Genomic DNA, 16,140 nt, shown 5'->3' with positions numbered 1-16,140 from the left:
GCGCTTATTCAGCAAGCGCCGAAAGCTATTAAATAAGGAGCATCACCCCAGCAGCCGCGCGAAGGTGAGCAAGGCCAGCAGCAGCATCCACACCACGACCGAGCGCCACACCAGCCCCACCACGCTGCGCAGGTGGCCTACCTCGGGCTCGCGGCCAGGAGTACTGTCGCTGTCGCCAATGTCGGCGTCCACCTCGAAGCCCGGCTGCACCTGCGCACCTGCGCGGCTGCGCAGCGCCTCGCCGCCCAGGCGCACATTGATGGCCCCGGCGGTTGCCGCCAGCACCACGCCATCGTTGTCGTTGGGGAAGCGCTGTGCGTGGAAGCGCCAGCCCTCGATGGCCTCCTCGAAGCTGCCCACCACGGCAAAAGACAACGCCGTCAGCCGTGCGGGAAGCCAGTCGATCACCGTCCATGCCTGGGCCGCGGCCTGCTGCAGCGACTCGCTGGGCGGCTGCGTCGTCTCGCGCGCACGCGCGCCCCAGTAGCGCGACACGAACTCTGCCAGGCGGTAGAGCACCGCCCCCGTCGGGCCCAACCCCAGCGCCGCAAGGATGGAGAACCACGCCAGCACGCCAAACACATGGCGGTGCGCCGCAATCACCGAGTACTCGATCACGTGGCGCACGATCTCGCTGCGTGGCAGCTCGCTCACCTCCACCTGCTTCCACTGGGCCAGACGCGCCCGCGCATCGGCCGCGTCGCCCTCCTCCAGCGCGTCGCGTATCCCCGTGAAATGGTGGCTGAACTGGCGAAAGCCCAGCGTCACGTAGAGCACGGCCACGTTCCAGACCAGGGCGAACGGCCACCCCAGCCAGTGCAGCAGCGCCAGGTGCACCGCCAACACCACCAGCGGCGGCACCAGCACGGCCAGTCCCCAGGCCACCCAGCCGTGGTGCGACTGCCCCGCGTCGAAGTTGCGGTTCACCGACACCGCCCAGGCACGCAGTCCGGCATGGATGGGGTTGCTGCGCGCGAGCGGTCTCGCCTGCTCGATCAGCAATGCGAACAGGATGGCAAAGAAACTCATGCGGCAATCATACTGGCGCTTGTTACAAGGCCCAACACCACGGGCGACAGCGCGGCAGCCTCGCTGCGGCGCCCCCCTTCAGGCCATCATGAAGCGGTAGAAGTTGCGCAGCATGCCGGCCGTGGCACCCCAGATGTAGCGCGTCGTCGCGCCGTCCTGGTAGGGCATGGCGAACCATTCGCGCTGCGCGCCTTGCCACTGCAGCCGATGGCGCTCGTGGTGCGCGGGGTTGAGCAGGAAGTCCAGCGGCACCTCGAACACGTCAGCCACCTCGTACGGGTTAGGCTGGAGCGCGAAGCCCGGCCGCACCAGCGCGACCACCGGCGTGACGAGGAACGAGGTGCCCGTCACATACATCGACAGGTTGCCCAGCACCTCGACCCAGTGCAGCTCCAGGCCCACCTCCTCCTGCGCCTCGCGCAGCGCGGTGGCGGCGGCATCGCGGTCTTCGGGATCGGTGCGCCCCCCCGGAAAGGCCACCTGGCCGGAATGCGTGGACAGGTGCGCCGTGCGCTCGGTGAGCAATACCGTGGGCCGATCGCGCAGCACGATCGGCACGAGGACGGCGGCGTGCGCGGGCTCGCGTTCCGCGAACTTCTTCTCGCGCTGCACCTCAGGCGTCCAGGGCGGCGGCGCGGCAAAGCGCAGTCGCAGTGCCTCCGGCGTCTGCGCATGCGGGGGCACGGCGGGTAAATGGTCGTCCACCCCTACGAGCGGCACGGTGCGCGGATCGAAGTGAGGCAGCGAAGACAGCGAAGGCAGGGCCGCCGCAGAGGACGCGCCGACAGGACGATGAGAACTCACGGGGGTCAAAAAAGAAAAAACCGCTACAGGCTTTCGCACTGTAGCGGTTTCGAGTCGCGCGGGAAGCGCAGCCGTATTTATGCGGCCACTGCAGCTGCCTTGACGCGCGAAGGCAGCTTTTCCTTGATACGTGCCGACTTGCCGCTGCGCTCGCGCAGGTAGTACAGCTTGGCGCGGCGCACGTCGCCGCGGCGCTTCACTTCGATGCTGGCGATCAGCGGGCTGTAGGTCTGGAACGTGCGCTCCACGCCTTCGCCGCTGGAGATCTTGCGCACGGTGAAGCCGCTGTTCAGGCCACGGTTGCGCTTGGCGATCACGACGCCTTCGTAGGCCTGCACGCGCTTGCGGGTGCCTTCCACCACGTTCACGTTCACGATGACGGTGTCGCCAGGCGCGAACGAGGGAATGGTCTTGTTCAAGCGGGCGATTTCTTCCTGCTCGAGGATCTGGATCAGGTTCATGGTTGGTTTCCGACGATCATGTCCGCGCCAGGATTGGCAGGGCGCCCCTATTGGCGCCTTTGTGGCTATGGTTCAGGCCCACAGCGGCCGGCCAGAGGATCGAGAACAGGCGATTATAGCAAGCTTGCGTTTTGCGCCAAGAGGGCCTCGTCCGCGCGCGTGAGCTGCCCGCGCTCGCGCGCGGCCTGCAGCAGGTCCGGGCGGTGGCGCGCAGTGATGAGCAGGCGCTGATCGCGCCGCCAGCGCTCGATTTGCGCATGGTGGCCAGACAGCAGCGGCGCGGGAACGGCGCGCCCGGCCCATTCCTCGGGGCGCGTGTAGTGCGGACAGTCCAGCAGCCCGTCCAGCGCGGGATTGAAGCTGTCGAGCTGGTGGCTGCCCTCGTCGTGCAACACACCCGGCTGCAGGCGCGCCACGGCGTCCAGCAGCGCCATGGCCGCGATCTCGCCGCCCGAAAGCACGAAGTCGCCCAGGCTGATCTGCGCATCCACGTAGGCGTCGATGAAACGCTGGTCCACGCCCTCGTAGCGTCCGCACAGCAAGATGGCACCCGCGCCGGCGGACCAGTCCTGCACCGCGGCATGGTCCAGCCGGCGGCCAATGGGGGAGAACAGCACCAGGGGCGCCCGCGCCTGCTCGCCCTCGGCGCGATCGGCGCGGATGGCGGCCAGGCAGCGCGCCAGCGGCTCGGCCAGCATGACCATGCCGGGGCCGCCGCCAAAGGGCCGGTCATCCACGCGGCGGTAGTTGCCCTCCGCATGGTCGCGCGGGTTCCACAGCCGCACCGCTACCTGGCCCGACGCGTAGGCGCGCCGCGTCACGCCGCTGGCAAGAAACGGCTCGAACAGCTCGGGAAACAGGGTGATGACATCGAAACGCATGGCACGCGGACAGCCGCCTCAATAGTCGGGTTGCCAGTCCACGGTGATGCAGCGCCCCGCCAGGTCCACTTTGTCCACATAGGCCGACACAAAGGGAATCATGCGCTCGTGCGGCTTGCCTTCGTGCTCGTAGGCTAGCACCAGCGTGGTCTGCGGCCCCGTGGGCAGCAGGTCGCGCACGGTGCCCAGCGCCACGCCCTCGCGGTTGACCACAGGCAGGCCGATCAGGTCCACCCAGTAGTACTCGTCATCGCCCGCCGCGGGGAAGTTGGCGCGGGGCACGAAGATGCGCGCGCCGCGCAGCGCCTCTGCTGCGTCACGGTCGTCCACACCCTGTGCCCAGGCGACCACCGAGTCCGAATGCGTGCGCGCCTGCCGGATGGGCAGCAGCACGGTGCCAGCGAAAAAACTCTTGGCGCCCTTTTCCGCCGGCTGCAACAGCCAGGACTTGGCGGCGAGCAGTGCCTCGGGGTTGCTGCTGTAGGGCAGCACCTTGAACCACCCTTTCACGCCCCAGGCATCGGTGATGCGGCCCACCTCCACGGCGTCGGAGGGCAGTTCGGCGGTTTCCAGGACAGGCAGCTGAGGCATGGCGGCGGGATGCGATGGTGAGGCAAAGAAAAAGGCGGGGTCCGTCAGTTGCACCAACGGAGCCCGCCCTTTTCGGGAGTGCGAACGATCAGGCGGCCTTCTGGGCGGCTTGCTTGATCAGACGGTCCACGGTGGGAGAGGGTTGTGCACCCACGCCCTTCCAGTACGTCAGGCGGTCCTGGGCGATGCGCAGGCCTTCTTCGCCTTCCTTGGCGGAAGGGTTGTAGAAGCCCAGGCGCTCGATGAAGCGGCCGTCGCGGCGCACGCGCTTGTCGGCAACGACGATGTTGAAGAACGGACGGCCCTTGGAGCCGCCGCGGGAGAGTCGAATCACGACCATAATGAATCCTTCGGGTGGTTACACAGCAGTGGCTGCGCTCTGTTTTGCGGCGTTTGAGACACGCGACTTGGCCACCCGGCCAGCGACACGCTGCAAAGTCCGCGATTATATCCACAACACAGAAAAGATGCCCCTCATCCGCGCCAGCCGGGACGAAGACGTCGCCGCCATCACCGCCATCTACACCCACCACGTGCTGCACGGCACGGGCACCTTCGAGATCGACCCGCCCACGGCGCAGGACATGGCGGCGCGGCGCGCGGATGTGCTGGCCAAGGGCCTGCCCTACCTGGTGGCCGAAGAAGCGGGTCAGGTCCTGGGCTTTGCCTACTGCAACTGGTTCAAGCCCCGCCCTGCCTACCGTTTCTCGGCCGAGGATTCGATCTACATCGCCGACGCGGCACGCGGCCGGGGCCTGGGACGGCAGTTGCTGGAGGCCCTCGCCATGCAGGCCGAGGCCGCCGGCGTGCGCAAACTCCTGGCAGTGATCGGCGACTCGGCCAATGCGGGTTCCATCGGCGTGCACCGGGCCGCAGGTTTCACCGACGTGGGCGTGATGCGCTCCGTGGGCTGGAAGTTCGGCGCCTGGCGCGACATCGTGCTCATGGAAAAGCCCCTGGGCGCGGGCGATACCACCGCCCCCGAATGAAGGCGCGCCAATAATCGCGGCCATGAAGAACAAGACTGTTGCCGCGTGGCTGGCGTTCCTGGGCGGCCCGCTGGGGTTGCACCGCTTTTACCTGCACGGACTGAGCGACTGGATCGGCTGGCTGCTGCCGATCCCCACGGCCCTGGGCGTGTACGGCATCCAGCGCGTGCAGCAATGGGGGCAGGACGACCAACTGAGCTGGATGCTGATTCCGCTGCTGGGATTCACGATCGCAGGCTGCGCACTGCGCGCGATTCTCTACGGTCTGATGACGCCCGAGCGGTGGAACGCGCGCTTCAACCCCGCTGCGGTGCCCGACGCCGCGCCGGGGCGCACGCACTGGTTCACGGTGTTTGCCATTGCGACATCGCTGCTGGTGGGCACGGCCGTGCTGATGGCCAGCATTGCCTTCAGCTTCCAGCGCTACTTCGAATACCAGATCGAGGAAGCGCGCAAGATTTCACAATGAAATCAGGATCCAGCGCTTGATGGACAGGCGCCAGCAGCTACTCAAACGATAGCAATACCACTCCAGCCTGGCAGATCGCGGGCGCCGCGCACTACGGCGCAAAGGCCGCCCGCGAAGGTCGTCAATAGAGCTGCAGGCTCACCCAGTAGGCGATCGCCGCCACGAAGGCGCTGGCGGGGATGGTCAGGATCCACGCCCAGACGATGTTGCCGGCCACGCCCCAGCGCACGGCGCTGGCGCGCTGGGTGGAACCCACGCCCACGATCGCGCCCGTGATGGTGTGGGTGGTGGACACGGGGATGCCCAGCGCAGTGGCGATGAACAGCGTCATCGCGCCGCCGGTCTCGGCGCAGAAGCCCCCCACGGGCTTGAGCTTGGTGATTTTCTGGCCCATGGTCTTCACGATGCGCCAGCCGCCGAACATGGTGCCCATGCCGATGGCCGCGTAGCACGAGATGATGACCCACATGGGGGGCGAGGCATCGCCCGCCGAGGCGTAGCCCGTGGCGATCAGCAGCAGCCAGATGATGCCGATGGTCTTTTGCGCGTCGTTGCCGCCGTGGCCCAGGCTGTAGGCCCCGGCGGAGACGAGCTGCAGCCGGCGGAACCACTTGTCCACGCGGTTCGGACTGGTGCGACGGAAGACCCAGGCCACGATCAGCATCATCAACGAGCCCAGCAGGAAACCCAGCATGGGCGACACGAAGATGAAGGCCACGGTCTTGAAAATGCCGCTGGCCACCAGTGCGCCCGCGCCGGTCTTGGCGATCACCGCGCCCACGATGCCGCCGATCAGTGCATGCGATGAGCTGCTGGGGATGCCGTAGTACCAGGTGATGACGTTCCAGGTGATGGCCCCCACCAGCGCGCCGAAGATCACGTGGGTGTCCACCACGCTCGGGTCCACGATGCCCTTGCCGATGGTGGCCGCCACGCTCAGGTGGAACACGAAGATGGCGACGAAGTTGAAGAAGGCCGCGAAGACCACGGCTTGCGTGGGCTTGAGCACGCCCGTGGAGACCACGGTGGCAATGGAGTTGGCGGCGTCGTGGAACCCGTTCATGAAGTCGAACACGATGGCGAGCGCCACGAGCACGACCACGATCCACAGGGCGGTTTGTACTGTTTCCATGCTGGGAATGAGGGGGCGAGCCCTGCCAGGGATGCGAAGCGCAGGCCTGCGGCCGCGCCTCAGGAGTTCTCGAGGATGATGCCCTCGATGAGGTTGGCCACGTCTTCGCAGCGGTCGGTGATGGTCTCCAGCAGCTCGTAGATGGCCTTGAGCTTGATGACCTCGCGCACGTCCGGCTCCTCGCGGAACAACTTGCTCATGGCGCTGCGCAGCACGCGGTCGGCGTCGCCCTCCAGGCGGTCGATTTCCTCGCAGGTCTTGAGCGCGGCCTCGGCCACGGCCGGATCGGCAATGCGCGACAGCAGCTTCACGGCGTCGCGCACGCGCTCGCAGCACTTGACGCTCAGGTCCGTCAGGCGCGTGATTTCATCCGTCATGTGGCGGATGTCGTACAGCGCCATGGTCTCGGCCGAATCCTGGATCAGGTCGGCCACGTCGTCCATGGTGTTGATCAGCGAGTGGATCTGCTCGCGGTCGATGGGCGTGATGAAGGTCTTGTGCAGCGTGCGGTTGACCTCGGACGTCACGCGGTCGGCGGCGCGCTCGGCGTTGTCCACGTCCTGGTTGTACTGGTCGCGCAGGTGGGTGTCGCTGTAGTTCGCCACCAGTTGCGAGAACGCCCGCGCGGCCTCGACGATGCGGTCTGCATGCTGGTTGAACATCTCGAAAAAATTGCCCTCGCGGGGCAACAGCTTTCCAAACAACATGCCGACTCCTGATCGAACCTTCTGGCGGTATATGTGACGCAGAGATGACCAAGATGTGACAAATCTGCGAAAACCGCGAGTTTAACCGGCGCCAGACAGCCGCCCGGCGCACCAGGTCAAAGCGGATGCGCAGAGACCGGCGCCCCCCGGCAGGGCCTGCGCGGCTCGGCTCCTACGCGCTGCGGAAGATGAAGTACACCGCCCCGACGAGGCACAAACCCGCCCAGAGGTAGTCCCATTTGAGCGGCTCGTTCAGGTAGAACACGGCGAAGGGCACGAACACCGTCAGCGTGATCACCTCCTGCATGATCTTGAGCTGCCCCACGCTGAACTGCGTATGCCCAATGCGGTTGGCCGGCACCTGCAACAGGTATTCGAACAGGGCGATGCCCCAGCTCACCAGCGCCGCCACGTACCACGGGGCCGTGGCCAGGTTCTTCAGGTGGCCGTACCAGGCCATGGTCATGAAGATGTTGCTGGCAACCAGCAGCAGGATAGTCTGGAGGGGGATGGGCAGGGATTGCAGAGCGTGCATGGCGCGGCGGATTTTACAAGCCAAATCACACTCTAGCGCATATCCATCAAGCGCTGGTAGCTATAAAAAACAAAGCACCGCCGCAGCGGTGCCTGGTCCAGCGGCCAGCGGCCGCCCTTTCACTCCCCCAGGTAGGCGGCGCGCACGCGCGGATCGCTGAGCAGATCCCGTCCCCCGCCGGCCATGGTGATCAGGCCGGACTCCATCACGTAGCCGCGGTCGGCAATCGCCAGCGCGCGGCTGGCGTTCTGCTCCACCAGCACGATGGTCACGCCCAGGGCATACACGTCGCGCACCACCTCGAAGATCTTGTCCACCATGATGGGCGACAGGCCCATGGAGGGCTCGTCCAGCAGCAGCACCTTGGGCTGGCTCATCAGCGCGCGGCCCATGGCCAGCATCTGCTGCTCGCCACCGGACATGGTGCCCGCCAGCTGGTCCTTGCGCTCGCGCAGGCGCGGGAAGATGGTGAACATCTTTTCGATGTCGGCGGCAATGCCCGCCTTGTCGTCGCGCGTGTAGGCGCCCATGAGCAGGTTTTCGGTGATGGTCATGCGCGCGAACACGCCGCGCCCCTCGGGCACCATCACCAGGCCCTGCTTGACCAGATCCCAGGCGCCGCGGCCCTTGATGCTCTGGCCCAGGTACTCGATGTCGCCATCGTTGAGCCCCAAGGTGCCGGTGATGGCCTTCATGGTGGTGGTCTTGCCGGCGCCGTTGGAGCCGATCAATGTGACCAGTTCGCCCTCGCGCACCTCCATGTCCACGCCCTTGACGGCTTGGATGCCGCCATAGGCCACCTTCAGGCCCCTGACCTTCAGCAGTACTTTCTTGTTGGTTGTATCGGCCATTTTCAGTGCCCCCCCGTGCCCAGGTAAGCCTCGATCACTTTTTCGTTCTTCTGCACCTCGGCCGGCGTGCCCTCGGCGATCTGCTTGCCATAGTCCAGCACGGTGACGCGGTCGCACAGTCCCATCACCAGCTTCACGTCGTGCTCGATGAGCAAGATGGTGCGGTTGTCCTTGCGGATGCGGTCGATCAGCTCGCGCAGCTGCAGCTTCTCGGTGGCGTTCATGCCGGCGGCCGGCTCGTCCAGCGCGATGAGCTGTGGTTCGGTGGCCAGGGCGCGCGCGATCTCCAGGCGGCGCTGGTCGCCATAGGACAGCGTGCGCGCCTTGAAGCCGGCGTACTTGGCTATGCCCACGTACTCCAGCAGTTCCTGGGCGCGTTTGGCGATGGCGGCCTCTTCCTGCCTGAAGCCCTGGGTGCGCAGCACCGCGCCAAACAGGCCCGAGTGGGTGCGGATATGCCGCCCCACCATCACGTTCTCCAGCGCCGTCATCTCGGCAAACAGGCGGATGTTCTGGAAGGTGCGCGCAATGCCGGCCTGGGCCACCTTGTGCACCGCCGTGGGTTCATAGGGCCGCCCCGCCAGCTCGAACGAGCCCGTATCGGGCGTGTACAGGCCGGTGATGACGTTGAAGAACGTCGTCTTGCCGGCGCCGTTGGGCCCGATCAGGCCGTAGACCTGGCCTCGTTGAATGGTGATGCCCACGCCCGACAGGGCCTGCAGGCCGCCAAAGCGCTTGGAGATGCCCGCGACCTTCAGCACCACGTCTTTCGATGTATCTGCCATGTTGTTGCTCTACCGGTGGTGTCAGGACTTCTGCGCAAGGCTCTTGCCATGCTCGGGCGCGGGCCACAGGCCCCGCGGGCGCAGCAGCATCACGATGATCATGGCCAAGGCGATCAACAGTTGGCGCAGGATGGACGAGTCCAGCCGCCCGTCGGTCATCGCCTGCAGCGGGCCGGCCACGTAGCGCAGCACCTCGGGCAGCGCGGACAGCAGCACCGCGCCCAGGATCACGCCCGGGATATGACCCAGGCCGCCCAGCACCACCATGGCGACGATCATCACCGACTCCATCAGGCTGAAGGACTCGGGCGAGACAAAGCCCTGGAACGCCGCGAACATGGCGCCCGACACGCCGCCGAACGAGGCCCCCATGCCGAAGGCCAGCAGCTTCATGTTGCGCGTGTTGATGCCCATGGCCTTGGCGGCGATCTCGTCCTCGCGGATGGCCATCCAGGCGCGGCCGATGCGCGAGTCCTGCAGGCGGTAGCAGATGACGATGGTGATCAGCACCAGCGCCAGGAACAGGTAGTAGTACAGCGTGACGGAGTTGATGGTGAAGCCGAACAGCTCCAGGCGCCGCGCCAGATCCAAGCCGAAGATCTTCACCGAGTCGATCTGGCCTATGCCCTTGGGTCCATTGGTGATGTTCACCGGATGATCCAGGTTGTTCAGGAAGATGCGGATGATCTCGCCAAAGCCCAGCGTCACGATGGCCAGGTAATCGCCGCGCAGCTTGAGCACCGGGATGCCCAGCAGCACCCCGAAGCAGGCCGCCAGCACCAGGGCCAGCGGAATCACCGCCCACAGCGACAGGTGCAGGCCATTCGGGAAATGCTGCGCAAACCAGGCGAAGTTCTCCGCCAGATGGGGCGAAGCCAGCAGGGCGAACATGTAGGCGCCCACGGCGTAGAAGGCCACATAGCCCAGATCCAGCAGGCCGGCGTAGCCGACCACGATGTTCAGGCCCAGGGCCAGCATCACGTACAGCAGCGCCAGGTCGGCGATGCGCACCCAGGCGTTGCCAAAGTACTGCAGCACCAGCGGCAACACCAGCAGGGCGATGCCGCCCAGGATCCATTGGATCTTGTTGTTTTTCATGTTCTGACCCTCCTCAGGCGCGATCGGCCACACGTTCCCCCAGCAGGCCCGAGGGTCGCAGCGTGAGGATGATGATGAGCACGATGAAGGCAAAGATGTCGGTGTAGTGGCTGCCCAGCACGCCCCCGGTGAGCGCGCCTATGTAGCCCGAGCCGATGGCCTCGATCAGGCCCAGCAAAATGCCGCCGACGACGGCGCCCGTCAGGTTGCCGATACCGCCGAACACCGCCGCGGTGAAGGCCTTCAGCCCCGGCAAGAAGCCCATGGTGTGCTGCGCCGTGCCGTAGTTGGCCGCCCACATGATGCCGGCAATGGCCGCCAGCACGGCACCGATGATGAAGGTGGCCGAGATCACCATGTCGGGCTTGACGCCCATGAGCGCCGCCACGCGCGGGTTTTCCGCCGTGGCGCGCATGGCCCGGCCCAGCCGGGTATAGCCCACCAGATACACCATGGAGGCCAGCGCCAGCACCGTCACCCCCAGGATCAGCACCTGGGTGGTGGTGATCACCGCGCCGCCGATCTGGAACGGCGTGGCCGGCAGCAGCGTGGGATAGGGCTTGTAATTGGGCTTCCAGATGATCATGGCCACGGTCTGCAGCAGGATGGACATGCCGATGGCGGTGATCAGCGGCGCCAGGCGCGGGCTGTTGCGCAAGGGCTTGTAGGCCACCTTCTCGATCGTGAAATTCAGCGCGGCGGCCACCACGCAGGCAATCACCGTGGCGATCAGCAAGATGAGCCAGCCCGGCGCGCCCGGCATGGCGTCCTGCATCAGTCCGATGCAGCTCCAGCTGGTCAGCGCCCCGATCATGAGCACCTCGCCGTGCGCGAAGTTGATGAGCTGGATGATGCCGTACACCATGGTGTAGCCCAGGGCTATCAAGGCGTACATGCTGCCGAGAACCAGACCGTTGATGATCTGTTGCAGCAAGATGTCCATAACAAAAAGTCCTTTGTGTTGACGTTCCCAGCAGCAGGCACCAATGCGCGGTGCAGCCTTGTGGGCCCGTCTGCCGTTTACCAAAAAACCCGCGAGCCAAAGGTCTGCGCGGGTTGGGTGAAGAATTTTGTCACGGCTTTACCAGCACCAGCGGACAGGCGGGGCGGTATTTTCCCTGGCTTTGCTGGCAAGCAAACACCTATTTGGGCCCTGCGGCGGCGTTGCGGGCGCGCAACTCTTCGAGCTTCTGGCCGATCTTGATCTCCAGGCCGCGCGGCACGGGAGCGTAAAAACAGGGGGCATCCATGCCCTCGGGCAGGTAGCTCTCGCCGGCCGCGAAGCCGCCCTCCTCGTCATGGGCATAGCGGTAGCCCTTGCCATAGTCCAGCTGCTTCATGAGCTGCGTGGGCGCATTGCGCAGGTGCAGCGGCACGGGGCGGGTGCCGTCCTGCTTCACGAAGGCGCGCGCCTTGTTGTAGGCCATGTAGCCGGCATTGCTCTTGGGCGCCACGGCCAGGTAGAGCACGGCCTGGGCCAGGGCCAGCTCGCCCTCGGGGCTTCCGAGCCGCTCGTAGGTCTGCGCGGCCTCGTTGGCGAGCTGCATGGCGCGCGGGTCGGCCAGGCCGATGTCCTCCCAGGCCATGCGCACGATGCGCCGCGCCATGTAGCGCGGATCGGCCCCGCCGTCGAGCATGCGCACCAGCCAGTACAGCGCCGCGTCGGGGTCGGAGCCGCGTACCGACTTGTGCAGCGCGCTGATGGTGTCGTAGAACTGCTCGCCGCCCTTGTCGTAGCGGCGCATGCGCTCGCCCAGCACGCGCACCACCCAGGCGTCCTCGATGCGCGCAATGCCGGCTTGGGCCGCCGTGATGGCCAGTGTTTCCAGCGTGTTCAGCAGGCGGCGCGCATCGCCGTCGGCATAGGCCACCAGGCGCTCTACAGCTTCATTTTCAATAGCTGGCAGGGCTTGCAGCGCCTGCGCCTTGGCCACGATCTGCTTCAAATCGTCGGGCGCCAGCGGCTGCAGCACATAGACCACGGCGCGCGACAGCAGGGCCGAGTTGACCTCGAACGAGGGGTTCTCGGTGGTCGCGCCGACAAAGGTGAACAGGCCACTTTCCACATGCGGCAAAAAGGCATCCTGCTGGCTCTTGTTGAAGCGGTGCACCTCATCGACGAAGACGATGGTGCGCTGCGGCATCAGGCCGCTCGCCGCGCCTTCGGCCAGCTGCACCGCGTCGCGTATGTCCTTCACGCCCCCCAACACGGCGCTGATGCTGATGAACTGCGCATCGAAGGCCTGGGCCATGAGGCGCGCAATCGTCGTCTTGCCCACGCCCGGCGGCCCCCACAGGATGCAGCTGTGCGGCCGGCCCGACTCGAAGGCCAGGCGCAGCGGCATGCCCGGCCCCAGCACATGCTGCTGGCCTATGACCTCGCCCAGCGAGTGCGGCCGCAGGCGTTCGGCCAGGGGTTGGTGGGCGGCGACAGGATTCATGGACATGGCAACGGGCGAATGGTTGATGGTAGCGGGCAAATCCGCCCATGCCCGACAATGGCGCGCACCGAAAGACTCCATGGCCCGCCACGAATCGCTCGATGCCCTGCTGCGCCGCGTGCGTGCCTGCACGATTTGCGCGCCCCACCTGCCGCTGGGCCCGCGGCCGGTGCTGCAGGCCGGCCGCAGCGCACGCCTGTTGATCGCCGGCCAGGCACCGGGGCGCAAGGTGCATGCCTCGGGCATACCGTTTGACGACGCCAGCGGCCAGCGCCTGCGCGACTGGCTGGGGCTGACACCGGACCAGTTCTACGACCCAGCGCTGGTGGCCATATTGCCCATGGGTTTTTGCTACCCCGGCAAGGGCGCCTCCGGCGACGCCCCGCCACGCCCCGAATGCGCGCCGGCCTGGCGCGCGCAGCTGCTGGCGCATCTGCCCCATATCGCTCTCACCGTGGTGCTGGGCCAGTACGCCCTGGCCTGGCACATGCCCGATGAACGGGACGGCGTGACCCAGGCCGTGCAGAACTGGCAACGCCACTGGCCGCGGGCCGTGGCCCTGCCCCACCCCAGCCCGCGCAACAACGGCTGGCTCAAGCGCAACCCATGGTTTGAGGCAGAGCTGCTGCCGCGGGTACGCACACGCGTCGGCGCATTGCTGGCGCCACAGGGCAAGTCCGATAACGCCTTCGGTTGATATAGATCAACCGAAGGTTGATCTTCGGCAAGCCCGGTCGCCGCCGCACCAGGCGGCAAAAAGATGCGTCCTCAGACGTAAAGCACGGAAATTGCGCGCCATGCATTGGGCGTTACCAGACCGAAATGCAAGGGTTTTCCCTTGACTCGCCCTGCTGCCAAACCTTGACATAGTTCATGGGTCAACCCAGCATAACAGTCAAGAATCCAGCTGCTGATAAGCCTTTTAAAGGAGAAGACCATGAGCCACCATGATGATGAGAACGAGAGCGTTCCGCTCATGCAGCAGTTGCTCGATAGCCCGTTCGTGCTGCTGTTTTTGGGTGTGATGATCCCGATGGTTGTTTACAACCTATGGGGAGTTTTAGACATCCTGACCATTCCCCTGGCCAAATAAGAGGAGCGACCCATGAGCGCAATACTCCCCCCCGCCGAGAGGTTGTGGTGGAAACACCCCCTCGACCGCGTCGAGGCCGTCTGGATCATCATTTCCTTTGTCTGGTGCATGGTCATGTTCTTCATGATGGTGGGCTGGCACATCTACGGCAAGCAGAACCTGGCCACCGAAACCTACAAGGTGGAGCCGGCCAAGTTCGCCGAGCGTGCCCAGGCCGTTGTTGACAAGTACACCGTGCGCACAGAGCTCGAGCAAAAGATCCCCGTGGTGGCGCCGCCCGAAGGCGCCGATGTCTACATGATCGGCCGCCTGTGGAACTGGTGGCCGATCCTGGAGCTGGAAAAAGGCAAGACCTACAAGCTCCACCTGACGTCCATGGACTACAACCACGGCTTTTCGCTGCAGCCCACCAACATCAACATTCAGGTCGTGCCCGGATATGAGCATGTGATCAAGGTCACCCCCAACGAGTCCGGCACCTTCTCCGTCGTCTGCAACGAGTATTGCGGCATAGGCCACCACGAGATGGTGGGCCGCATCTACGTGAAGTGAAGCGGAGGCACATCCCATGACTACCACCTACCGTACCTGCCCGCGCACGGGCCTGCAATTCGAGGCCCAGGCCGAGAAGCTCATGATCGCCAACGCCTTCATGGCCGTGGTCGCCCTGCTCGTGGGCGGCCTGCTGGCCATTGGCGTGGTGCTGACCCGCTGGCCCGCCGTGCACTGGCTGCCGGCCGACACCTTCTACATGGTGCTCACCGCCCACGGCATCGACATGCTGATCTTCTGGATCATCTTCTTCGAGGTCGCCGTGCTCTACTTTGCCTCCTCCACGCTGCTGCGCTGCCGCATAGCCACGCCCAAAATAGCCTGGGTGGCCTTTGCGCTGATGCTCATTGGCGCGGTGTGGAACAACATCGTGGTGTTCCAGGGCGAGTCCAGCGTGATGATGACCTCCTATGTGCCGATGATGGCGCACTGGGCGTTCTACCTGAGCCTGATCCTGTTCGCCGTGGGCGCACTGATCGCCTGCTTCGTGTTCTTCGGCACGCTGGTCGTGGCCCGGCGCGACAAGACCTATGAGGGCTCCATTCCGCTGGTGACCTTCGGCGCCATGACGGCCGCCATCATCGCCGTGTTCACCATCCTGTCGGGCGCCTTCATCCTGGTGCCCACCTTCCTCGTGTCCATAGGCCTGCTCAAGAGCGTCGATCCGCTGATCTACCGCGTCGTCTGGTGGGCCTTCGGCCACTCCTCGCAGCAGATCAACGTGGCCGCCCACATCTCGATCTGGTATGCCGTGGCGGCCATCGCCTTGGGCGCCAAGCCCATGTCCGAGCGCGTGAGCCGCGGCGCCTTCCTGCTGTACATCCTGTTCCTGCAGCTGGCCAGCGCCCACCACATCCTCGCCGACCCCGGCGTCAGCACCGAGTGGAAGGTGGTCAACACCAGCTACTTCATGTACTTTGCCGTTCTCGGCTCCATGATCCACGCCCTGTCGATCCCCGGCGCCATGGAAGTGGCGCAGCGCGCGCGTGGCTACAACAAGGGCTTGTTCGAGTGGCTGCGCAAGGCGCCCTGGAGCAACCCCACCTTCTCCGGCGTGTTCATCGCCCTGGTGGGCTTCGGCTTCCTGGGCGGCACCACCGGCGTGATGATGGGCACCGAACAGCTGAACCTGCTGATCCACAACACCATCTACGTGCCCGGCCACTTCCACGCCACCGTGGTGGTCGGCACCACGCTGACTTTCATGGCCCTGACCTACTTCCTGATCCCGTCGCTGTTCAAGCGCGAGATGATCTCCCCCGGCCTGGCCAGGCTGCAGCCCTATCTGTTCGGCTTTTCGATGTACTTCTTCTGCCTGGTCATGATGGGCGCGGGTACCCTGGGTGTGTCGCGCCGCCACTGGGACATGGCCTTTAGCGGCAATGCCCTGGCCTACGAATGGCCTGGTGCAGCGTACCTGATGATGGGCCTGGTGGGCGTGGCCGGCGTGTCCGCCATCGCCGGCGGCGTGATCTACGTCTACGTCACCGTCGGCTCGCTGCTGTGGGGCAAGAAGCTCGACGCCGGCGCGCCCAGCCCGAAGTTCACCCCCGTGGCGCGCGCGGCCCCGACGGCGGCCGCACAGACCTACGGTTCGGCTGGTTTCGTGGCGCCCGGCACCTTCGTGCTGGCCATGCTCTTCCTCTTGACCTTTGTGCTGTACTACTTCGTGAACTGGAAGTACCTGGGCCAGCTGTGGGGCCTGAGCTGATCCGGAGCCTT

At 65.6% G+C, this 16,140-nt stretch carries 20 protein-coding genes; 6 read left to right on the top strand and 14 right to left on the bottom strand.

What is annotated here, in order from left to right; all coding sequences use genetic code 11:
* Positions 1–42 precede the first annotated feature (42 nt).
* The 6 genes from MRB47_RS05730 to rpsP form a co-directional block, all read right to left on the bottom strand.
* Complete coding sequence (locus MRB47_RS05730) at positions 43–1,029, bottom strand: CobD/CbiB family protein (RefSeq protein WP_123675847.1); 987 nt, start codon at positions 1,027–1,029, stop codon at positions 43–45.
* Positions 1,030–1,107: 78 nt separating this feature from the next.
* On the bottom strand, positions 1,108–1,833 hold the full coding sequence (locus MRB47_RS05725; protein WP_411275731.1) for a CoA pyrophosphatase: 726 nt from the start codon (positions 1,831–1,833) through the stop codon (positions 1,108–1,110).
* Positions 1,834–1,910: 77 nt separating this feature from the next.
* The gene (gene rplS / locus MRB47_RS05720; protein ID WP_011806470.1) at positions 1,911–2,294 is read right to left on the bottom strand and encodes a 50S ribosomal protein L19; all 384 of its coding nucleotides are present in this window, start codon (positions 2,292–2,294) and stop codon (positions 1,911–1,913) included.
* Between the two features lie 113 nt (positions 2,295–2,407).
* On the bottom strand, positions 2,408–3,175 hold the full coding sequence (gene trmD / locus MRB47_RS05715; RefSeq protein WP_172208091.1) for a tRNA (guanosine(37)-N1)-methyltransferase TrmD: 768 nt from the start codon (positions 3,173–3,175) through the stop codon (positions 2,408–2,410).
* An 18-nt stretch (positions 3,176–3,193) separates the two neighbouring features.
* On the bottom strand, positions 3,194–3,766 hold the full coding sequence (gene rimM / locus MRB47_RS05710; RefSeq protein ID WP_252102154.1) for a ribosome maturation factor RimM: 573 nt from the start codon (positions 3,764–3,766) through the stop codon (positions 3,194–3,196).
* Between the two features lie 88 nt (positions 3,767–3,854).
* On the bottom strand, positions 3,855–4,106 hold the full coding sequence (gene rpsP, locus MRB47_RS05705) for a 30S ribosomal protein S16 (protein WP_011806473.1): 252 nt from the start codon (positions 4,104–4,106) through the stop codon (positions 3,855–3,857).
* A gap of 127 nt (positions 4,107–4,233) precedes the next feature.
* On the opposite strand from rpsP, the gene MRB47_RS05700 reads away from it, so the two are divergent.
* On the top strand, positions 4,234–4,755 hold the full coding sequence (locus MRB47_RS05700; protein ID WP_220637837.1) for a GNAT family N-acetyltransferase: 522 nt from the start codon (positions 4,234–4,236) through the stop codon (positions 4,753–4,755).
* Between the two features lie 22 nt (positions 4,756–4,777).
* On the top strand, positions 4,778–5,224 hold the full coding sequence (locus MRB47_RS05695) for a TM2 domain-containing protein (RefSeq protein ID WP_252102153.1): 447 nt from the start codon (positions 4,778–4,780) through the stop codon (positions 5,222–5,224).
* 121 nt (positions 5,225–5,345) lie between these two features.
* Here the strand turns inward: MRB47_RS05695 and MRB47_RS05690 are convergent, their stop codons facing one another.
* From MRB47_RS05690 to MRB47_RS05655, 8 genes are all read right to left on the bottom strand, one after another.
* Entirely contained in the window at positions 5,346–6,356 is a 1,011-nt protein-coding gene (locus MRB47_RS05690; RefSeq protein WP_011806476.1) for an inorganic phosphate transporter, read from the bottom strand.
* Positions 6,357–6,415: 59 nt separating this feature from the next.
* Complete coding sequence (locus MRB47_RS05685) at positions 6,416–7,063, bottom strand: DUF47 domain-containing protein (RefSeq protein ID WP_252102152.1); 648 nt, start codon at positions 7,061–7,063, stop codon at positions 6,416–6,418.
* A gap of 172 nt (positions 7,064–7,235) precedes the next feature.
* On the bottom strand, positions 7,236–7,598 hold the full coding sequence (locus MRB47_RS05680) for a DMT family protein (protein WP_011806478.1): 363 nt from the start codon (positions 7,596–7,598) through the stop codon (positions 7,236–7,238).
* Between the two features lie 119 nt (positions 7,599–7,717).
* Positions 7,718–8,449 (bottom strand): ABC transporter ATP-binding protein, encoded by a 732-nt coding sequence (locus MRB47_RS05675; protein ID WP_252102151.1) that lies wholly within the window; start codon positions 8,447–8,449, stop codon positions 7,718–7,720.
* Positions 8,450–8,451: 2 nt separating this feature from the next.
* Positions 8,452–9,234, bottom strand: a complete 783-nt coding sequence (locus MRB47_RS05670; protein WP_252102150.1) for an ABC transporter ATP-binding protein — start codon at positions 9,232–9,234, stop codon at positions 8,452–8,454.
* Positions 9,235–9,255: 21 nt separating this feature from the next.
* Complete coding sequence (locus MRB47_RS05665; RefSeq protein ID WP_252102149.1) at positions 9,256–10,332, bottom strand: ABC transporter permease subunit; 1,077 nt, start codon at positions 10,330–10,332, stop codon at positions 9,256–9,258.
* A gap of 13 nt (positions 10,333–10,345) precedes the next feature.
* A complete protein-coding gene (locus MRB47_RS05660) occupies positions 10,346–11,275 on the bottom strand; it encodes a branched-chain amino acid ABC transporter permease (protein ID WP_252102148.1) in 930 nt (309 codons plus the stop codon).
* A 199-nt stretch (positions 11,276–11,474) separates the two neighbouring features.
* The gene (locus MRB47_RS05655) at positions 11,475–12,773 is read right to left on the bottom strand and encodes a replication-associated recombination protein A (protein ID WP_252102591.1); all 1,299 of its coding nucleotides are present in this window, start codon (positions 12,771–12,773) and stop codon (positions 11,475–11,477) included.
* A 79-nt stretch (positions 12,774–12,852) separates the two neighbouring features.
* Between MRB47_RS05655 and MRB47_RS05650 the strand changes: the two genes are divergently transcribed.
* The 4 genes from MRB47_RS05650 (at position 12,853) to MRB47_RS05635 (ending at position 16,129) form a co-directional block, all read left to right on the top strand.
* A complete protein-coding gene (locus tag MRB47_RS05650; RefSeq protein ID WP_252102147.1) occupies positions 12,853–13,470 on the top strand; it encodes a uracil-DNA glycosylase family protein in 618 nt (205 codons plus the stop codon).
* A 240-nt stretch (positions 13,471–13,710) separates the two neighbouring features.
* Entirely contained in the window at positions 13,711–13,866 is a 156-nt protein-coding gene (locus tag MRB47_RS05645; RefSeq protein WP_252102146.1) for a hypothetical protein, read from the top strand.
* A gap of 12 nt (positions 13,867–13,878) precedes the next feature.
* A complete protein-coding gene (locus MRB47_RS05640) occupies positions 13,879–14,418 on the top strand; it encodes a cytochrome C oxidase subunit II (protein ID WP_252102145.1) in 540 nt (179 codons plus the stop codon).
* 16 nt (positions 14,419–14,434) lie between these two features.
* Positions 14,435–16,129 (top strand): cbb3-type cytochrome c oxidase subunit I, encoded by a 1,695-nt coding sequence (locus tag MRB47_RS05635; RefSeq protein WP_252102144.1) that lies wholly within the window; start codon positions 14,435–14,437, stop codon positions 16,127–16,129.
* Positions 16,130–16,140: the final 11 nt, after the last annotated feature.

The sequence above is a fragment of the Diaphorobacter sp. LI3 genome (genome assembly GCF_022807955.1).
GTDB classification, from domain to species: Bacteria; Pseudomonadota; Gammaproteobacteria; order Burkholderiales; family Burkholderiaceae_C; genus Diaphorobacter; species Diaphorobacter nitroreducens.
Note: the sequence above shows the minus strand (reverse complement) of the source record. Positions and strands in the feature narration are given on the sequence as shown.

Coding starts and splice junctions, on each gene's coding strand:
- MRB47_RS05730 (WP_123675847.1), bottom strand. CDS start 1,029: ATGAGTTTCTTTGCCATCCTGTTCGCATTGCTGATCGAGCAGGCGAGA.
- rplS (WP_011806470.1), bottom strand. CDS start 2,294: ATGAACCTGATCCAGATCCTCGAGCAGGAAGAAATCGCCCGCTTGAAC.
- trmD (WP_172208091.1), bottom strand. CDS start 3,175: ATGCGTTTCGATGTCATCACCCTGTTTCCCGAGCTGTTCGAGCCGTTT.
- rimM (WP_252102154.1), bottom strand. CDS start 3,766: ATGCCTCAGCTGCCTGTCCTGGAAACCGCCGAACTGCCCTCCGACGCC.
- rpsP (WP_011806473.1), bottom strand. CDS start 4,106: ATGGTCGTGATTCGACTCTCCCGCGGCGGCTCCAAGGGCCGTCCGTTC.
- MRB47_RS05700 (WP_220637837.1), top strand. CDS start 4,234: ATGCCCCTCATCCGCGCCAGCCGGGACGAAGACGTCGCCGCCATCACC.
- MRB47_RS05695 (WP_252102153.1), top strand. CDS start 4,778: ATGAAGAACAAGACTGTTGCCGCGTGGCTGGCGTTCCTGGGCGGCCCG.
- MRB47_RS05690 (WP_011806476.1), bottom strand. CDS start 6,356: ATGGAAACAGTACAAACCGCCCTGTGGATCGTGGTCGTGCTCGTGGCG.
- MRB47_RS05685 (WP_252102152.1), bottom strand. CDS start 7,063: ATGTTGTTTGGAAAGCTGTTGCCCCGCGAGGGCAATTTTTTCGAGATG.
- MRB47_RS05680 (WP_011806478.1), bottom strand. CDS start 7,598: ATGCACGCTCTGCAATCCCTGCCCATCCCCCTCCAGACTATCCTGCTG.
- MRB47_RS05675 (WP_252102151.1), bottom strand. CDS start 8,449: ATGGCCGATACAACCAACAAGAAAGTACTGCTGAAGGTCAGGGGCCTG.
- MRB47_RS05670 (WP_252102150.1), bottom strand. CDS start 9,234: ATGGCAGATACATCGAAAGACGTGGTGCTGAAGGTCGCGGGCATCTCC.
- MRB47_RS05665 (WP_252102149.1), bottom strand. CDS start 10,332: ATGAAAAACAACAAGATCCAATGGATCCTGGGCGGCATCGCCCTGCTG.
- MRB47_RS05660 (WP_252102148.1), bottom strand. CDS start 11,275: ATGGACATCTTGCTGCAACAGATCATCAACGGTCTGGTTCTCGGCAGC.
- MRB47_RS05655 (WP_252102591.1), bottom strand. CDS start 12,773: ATGAATCCTGTCGCCGCCCACCAACCCCTGGCCGAACGCCTGCGGCCG.
- MRB47_RS05650 (WP_252102147.1), top strand. CDS start 12,853: ATGGCCCGCCACGAATCGCTCGATGCCCTGCTGCGCCGCGTGCGTGCC.
- MRB47_RS05645 (WP_252102146.1), top strand. CDS start 13,711: ATGAGCCACCATGATGATGAGAACGAGAGCGTTCCGCTCATGCAGCAG.
- MRB47_RS05640 (WP_252102145.1), top strand. CDS start 13,879: ATGAGCGCAATACTCCCCCCCGCCGAGAGGTTGTGGTGGAAACACCCC.
- MRB47_RS05635 (WP_252102144.1), top strand. CDS start 14,435: ATGACTACCACCTACCGTACCTGCCCGCGCACGGGCCTGCAATTCGAG.